We start from the raw sequence: 5,989 nt of genomic DNA on the forward strand, positions 1-5,989 counted from the left end.
ATTCCGGCTTGAGTTTTGTTTTCCTTTTCATAAAGCCTGTTTCTTGGGCCCACTCCTCTATTTGTTTTCTCGTAAAATTAGATTGTAATTCCTTGAATAGTATTTGAAATTCTTTATCTAGTTGCATGGTTGTAAAAAAATACTCCTCTCCGTAGTTTTATACCGAAAGAAGTATATCCATAATTTGGTAATGATGTCAGCGAAAATGCTTAACTTGATGGCTATGGGGACAGGTTCCTTGTCCCATTCTTAGGTACGATGAGGTATTCCTGGCATGGAATTTATCGACCATCCAACAGGCGATAATCAAATATCTAGTAAATTAAAATCAGTGCTATCTTCCCTATATCAGTCATAATATGCCATTTTATCTAATTTTTTGATGTTTATCTCCAAAATTGTACATTTTGTTCAGTTTTAATTGTACAAACAGTGCTTGCTAAATAAATTTTACAATGATAGACTGATAACGTTATTCTTCTTTTAGGTGGCCACCTGAAAGTTTTTCTGTGACTTTTTTAATGAAGGTAGGTGCAAACAATTATAGATTTCTTTAATTACTTTAGTAATAACTATAGTCAAATACTTGAATATACCGTAGAGCATGTTCAACTAGTTGGACTCGCCATTATTATTTCTATTCTGATAGGTGTTCCCCTTGGTATTTATTTAACAACCAATGAAGATTTAGCAGGAACCGTTCTTCAAATCTCTTCCATTATGATGACTATTCCGAGTATCGCGCTATTCGGTATCATGATTCCAATATTATCAACCATCGGACAAGGAATCGGATTTCTCCCAGCCCTAATTGCACTCGTCCTATACTCGCAATTGCCAATTATTCGTAATACGTATACAGGGATTAATAACGTAGACCCTAATATTCGTGATGCTGCAAAAGGACTCGGAATGACAACGATGCAACGCTTGCTAAAAGTCGAAATTCCAAATGCTATGCCACTTATTATGGCTGGAATACGTACAGCAACCGTATTAAATATTGGAATTGGAGCTATTGCAGCCTACATAGGAGCTGGTGGTCTCGGCTCATTAATCAACCAAGGAATCTCCAGATCGAACAATACCATGGTACTTGTTGGTGCAGTGGTTGTATCGATATTGGCCATTCTTGTTGATTATCTACTAAAATACATCGAAAAAAGATTTACTCCAAAAGGAATTAAAAACTAAGAATAGGTGATAAGGTGATAGAGTTTAAGAATGTTTCAAAAGTATATAACGGTGGTGTAAAAGCCATCGACAATGTCAATTTCAAGGTAGAAAACGGTGAGTTTGTCATCTTAATTGGCCCTTCTGGTTGTGGGAAAACCACTTTATTACGAATGGTCAACCAATTAGAAGATATAAGTGAAGGGGATATCATCCTGAACAATACGAGTGTCAAACAATCCAATAAAATCGAGATGCGCCGAAAAATTGGATATGTTATTCAAAGTAATGGATTATTCCCAAACATGACGATTGAAAAAAATGTCATGATAGTGCCCGACTTACTTGGTTGGGATCGAAAAAAGCAACAAGATCGCTTTAACTATTTAATGGAATTAATCGGACTACATCCAGATGAATATCGGAAAAGATATCCACACGAACTATCAGGTGGACAGCAACAACGTGTTGGTGTAGCACGTGCGCTTGCAGCAGACCCACCCGTAATGTTAATGGACGAACCATTTGGAGCGCTAGACCCAATCATACGTACCAAACTGCAAGAGGAATTTTTACAGATTCAAAAAGAAGTGAACAAAACTATTTTGTTTGTCAGCCATGATATTGATGAAGCAGTGAAAATGGGAGATAAAGTAGCATTGCTGCGTGGAGGAAAAATGATGCAATATGATTATCCATCGGAAATTCTTCATCATCCGGCTAATGATTTTGTTTCCGAGTTTGTTGGACAAGATCGCGTTCTAAAAAGTACTAGCCTCTATTCGGTCAAGGATTTGGTTGATGAGGTTTCCCTAGATTCCTACCATGAAGCAGATAGTGCTCAACCAGTAAATGAGGACACTTCCCTTCGTATTGTCATTTCCAAGCTGCTAAATCAAGAAGCCGATCAATTGGTAGTTGAGGACAAACAAGGGAATAAAAAAGGCAAATTAACACTAGAATTGGTAGAAAAATTCCTTCATAAAGAAGTGAAGGAAACTCCAAATAGATAGGAGTGAGACAAAATGATGAACAAACGAATTAGCCAAATCGTTAAAATCGCCTTCTGGATAATTGTCATTGCCTTTTTTGCTTGGACTTTCGCAAATGATCTGTTTCGTCCCATAGTTGAAGAATTCCGTACGTTTACGAATCTATTAATCCAGCACATAACTATCGTGCTTATCTCAGGATTATTAGCTATCTTCCTATCCATACCACTTGGTATTTTTGTTACGAGAGAGAAATTTCGCAAATCGGAATTTTGGATTGTCAATATTGCAAACCTTGGTCAAACAATTCCAAGTTTAGCAGTGTTAGCACTGGCAATGGGCTTTTTAGGAATCGGAATAAAAGCAGCGATTGTTGCACTATTTATTTATTCCCTGCTTCCCATTTTACAAAACACCATTGCTGGTATTCAGTCTGTTGATGAAAACATGAAAGATGCTGCTCGTGGCATGGGATTAACACCAGCACAAATTTTATGGCAAATTGAATTGCCGAATGCCGCGTCATCTATCATTGCAGGAATTCGTACTGCAATTGTTATTAATATCGGAACTGCTGCACTCGCCTATCTGATTGGCGGTGGTGGATTAGGAGCATGGATTTTCACTGGAATAAGGCTATTTGATAACTCTTTCTTAATCTCTGGTGCTGTTCCAGTTACATTACTTGCGATTTTAATTGATTACCTCTTCCGGCTGATGCAAAAATTATTGGTACCAAAAGGTCTAAGATTAGCCGAAGAAGCACAAAAATCATAACAACAAGGAGCATAAAAAAATGAAAAAATTACATGTAATCATTACGTTACTTATTACCATAACTGTACTAGCTGCCTGTGGTGGCGGTAATGACAAACAAATTACTGTTGGAGCGAAAAACTTCACCGAACAATATCTATTAGCTAAAATGACAACTTACATGTTAGAAGAGGAAGGCTTCGATGTGAAAGAAACAACGGACCTTGGTAGTACTGCATTAAGACAAGCTTTAGAAAACAAACAAGTAGATATCACATGGGATTATGTTGGTACTGGTCTTGTAACCTACTTAGGTGAAGATCCAATGACAGATCCCCAAGCTGCGTTTGACAAATTAAACGAAATTGACCAAGCAGACAATGAAATTGTATGGACAAACTTAAATGAAGTGGACAATACGTACACACTCATGATGCGTGCTGCGGATGCAGAAGAATTAGGTATTACTTCTATTAGTGACTTGGCTGACTACGTAAACAGCAATCCTGGAGAACTTACCATGGCCTCTGATGCCGAATTTAGCAATCGGGAAGACGGATTACCTGGTGTATACGAAACATATGGTTTTGAATTTGAAAATGTCACAGACATGGAAACTGGTTTAAACTATAATGCCTTACGTGATGAGGAAGCGGATGTTTCTGTAGGTTTTGCAACGGATGCCCGTATCGATGCATTCGATTTTATAAACTTAGAAGATAATCAGTCGTTCTTCCCTTCTTATAACGCGGCAGCAGCGATGACAACCGAAACGTATGAAGAATACCCAGAACTAGAAGAAATTCTTTCACCACTTTCTGATTTGTTAACAAGTGAAGTTATGCGAGACTTAAACTATCAAGTCGATATCGAAGAAAAGAGCGTTGACGATGTAGCGAAAGAATTTCTCGTAGAAAACGGATTAATAGAAGGGTAAGAACATGCAGGAGGGATGGTTCTATTCTTAGAGCTGTCCCTTTGCTTATTTAATTTATTGAACAACAGCCCTTACCATTTAGAGAAGAACTTAAGCCATCTCTCAAATTTAACCCTAAAGAAAATCACACTCGTCCGATTCTTCTTCCCGTAATATAGGCAATGTACTGCACCGAAAGGATCCTCCAGATTTAATGATCTCTGAATAATCGATTTCTATGACTTCAAATCCCCTATCTCGCATCTGCCGATTCACCTTTTCATTTACAGGAAGACTAAATATCTTGTTATTTCCTATATTTAATACGTTCGTTCCTAGCGTAAACTGTTCTTCTTCCGTTACTTCAATAAGATCATATCTGGAGGAAAATAGTTCCATATCTTCATCTGTCAGTGCATTTGGATAAATAAGAGCTACCTCTGGGGATAACACATTAAACACGCAATCTAAATGTAAATATTTTTCCGTAAAAGGAATGGCCTTCACGTCAAATTGATAACCTACTATATTTCTTAAATGATCAACCGCTGCTTCATTTGTTCGATTGCTCAGTCCAACATAAATCGTATCTCTATCAATGATGACGTCGCCACCTTCGATTTTATTGCCAATTAAATTGTAGTAGGAGATTTCCTCATCTTCCAGCCAAACTTTTAGTACATTCTCTTCTCCAATTCGGACATCATGTGCCATATGAGCAACGAAAATGGTTTGTCCAAGGGTGAAACCGATATCTCGAGTGAAAACTTGTTCTGGATATTTTTTATGGTATGGGAGTAAGATGGTTTCAACCCCATACTCATTTAATTTCTGGACAAATTCCCGATGCTGCTCCAGTGCACGTTCAATATGTAACCCTTCATCGATAAATTTCTTTTGCGTTTCATTAATTACCTGCCGAATCGTCATATATTGAGGCTGACACAAAATTACTCTTTTTAGCACATCGTATTCACTGAAACAGTTTGTTGTTTGTGTATTTGATTGCATACCGTATGTTCCTCCTGCTCATCTTGTTTTGTTCTTAGTATGCGCTAAAAATTAAGAAGCTAGAACTTTTGTGGAGAAATTTTGTGATTTTACTTTTTACTATGATTTCAGTCTTTCTTTCCTAATAAGTAAAAAATAAAAGCATGGACTCTCCCCTACATATTTGTGACTATTGTTCTAAGAAAGAGTATGATTGATAGGAAAATAGGTTAAGATAAAAAACTTACACACTTTATTTGACAAACCCATGTAACCCAGGTTTGTTAGTCACATACTCTTCTCTTCAATTTTTTTATTTCCTCCCTATCAACACCTGATACATCTGCAATTATTTCATCAGAAAATCCCTTTTGAAGCATGTTAGTAATTACTTTTTTAATGCCATGTTCTATTCCTTGTTCTAACCCTTTTTCTATTCCTTGTACTAACCCTTGTTCTATCCCTTTTTCTATTCCTTCCTCTATCCCTTCCTTCTTCCCTTTCTCATAGTACACATTCGGATTTTTAAATAACTTTTTTGCTTCTTCCTTAGGGAGCTTTGCAATTTCTTCAGCCATTTGCTCTTCCTCCTTCGCATTTAAGTATAAATACGTATTAAAAAAACCATATAAAAGATCCATCCTAGCTGGGTCCATTTCCATTCTGCTTAGCATAATTTCGTGTTCAATCCCCCAGTTCTCAACCACTTTTGCGTAATAGGGGACTAACCTTTTCACTCACCAATCACAAATCCATTTCTTTTTTTATTCTCTCTATTTCTTCCCTATCAACACCAGATACATCTGCGATTATTTCATCAGAAAATCCCTTTTGAAGCATGTTAGTAATTACTTTTTTAATGCCATGTTCTATTCCTTGTTCTAACCCTTTTTCTATTCCTTGTACTAACCCTTGTTCTATCCCTTTTTCTATTCCTTCCTCTATCCCTTCCTTCTTCCCTTTCTCATAGTACACATTCGGATTTTTAAATAACTTTTTTGCTTCTTCCTTAGGGAGCTTTGCAATTTCTTCAGCCATTTGCTCTTCCTCCTTCGCATTTAAGTATAAATACGTATTAAAAAAACCATATAAAAGATCCATCCTAGCTGGGTCCATTTCCATTCTGCTTAACATACGTAAAAATTCTAATTTCACTTTTACC

Annotated in this window: 7 protein-coding genes; 4 read left to right on the forward strand and 3 right to left on the reverse strand. The window is 36.8% G+C overall.

Annotation, left to right across the window (positions count from 1 at the left end):
• The first annotated feature begins 531 nt into the window (after positions 1-531).
• From D8M06_RS19470 to D8M06_RS19485, 4 genes are read left to right on the forward strand one after another with little or no spacing between them, the layout of a single operon-like run.
• Positions 532-1,194, forward strand: coding sequence for an ABC transporter permease (locus D8M06_RS19470; protein ID WP_277749499.1), 663 nt, complete (start codon positions 532-534; stop codon positions 1,192-1,194).
• Positions 1,195-1,208: 14 nt separating this feature from the next.
• Positions 1,209-2,186: an ABC transporter ATP-binding protein gene (locus D8M06_RS19475; protein ID WP_121206226.1), complete on the forward strand. Its 978-nt coding sequence runs from the start codon at positions 1,209-1,211 to the stop codon at positions 2,184-2,186.
• 12 nt (positions 2,187-2,198) lie between these two features.
• Complete coding sequence (locus D8M06_RS19480) at positions 2,199-2,942, forward strand: ABC transporter permease (RefSeq protein ID WP_241559009.1); 744 nt, start codon at positions 2,199-2,201, stop codon at positions 2,940-2,942.
• A gap of 19 nt (positions 2,943-2,961) precedes the next feature.
• On the forward strand, positions 2,962-3,858 hold the full coding sequence (locus D8M06_RS19485; RefSeq protein ID WP_121206227.1) for an ABC transporter substrate-binding protein: 897 nt from the start codon (positions 2,962-2,964) through the stop codon (positions 3,856-3,858).
• Between the two features lie 114 nt (positions 3,859-3,972).
• Here D8M06_RS19485 and D8M06_RS19490 read toward each other — a convergent pair whose 3' ends face one another.
• The 3 genes from D8M06_RS19490 to D8M06_RS19500 form a co-directional block, all read right to left on the reverse strand.
• The gene (locus D8M06_RS19490) at positions 3,973-4,848 is read right to left on the reverse strand and encodes a dimethylarginine dimethylaminohydrolase family protein (protein ID WP_121206228.1); all 876 of its coding nucleotides are present in this window, start codon (positions 4,846-4,848) and stop codon (positions 3,973-3,975) included.
• A gap of 263 nt (positions 4,849-5,111) precedes the next feature.
• On the reverse strand, positions 5,112-5,564 hold the full coding sequence (locus D8M06_RS19495) for an RpnC/YadD family protein (RefSeq protein WP_147404999.1): 453 nt from the start codon (positions 5,562-5,564) through the stop codon (positions 5,112-5,114).
• 7 nt (positions 5,565-5,571) lie between these two features.
• On the reverse strand, positions 5,572-5,989 hold a 418-nt coding region (locus D8M06_RS19500), incomplete at its 5' end, for an RpnC/YadD family protein (protein ID WP_479680830.1).

This window comes from Oceanobacillus halophilus, assembly GCF_003628505.1.
GTDB classification, from domain to species: Bacteria; Bacillota; Bacilli; order Bacillales; family Amphibacillaceae; genus Oceanobacillus; species Oceanobacillus halophilus.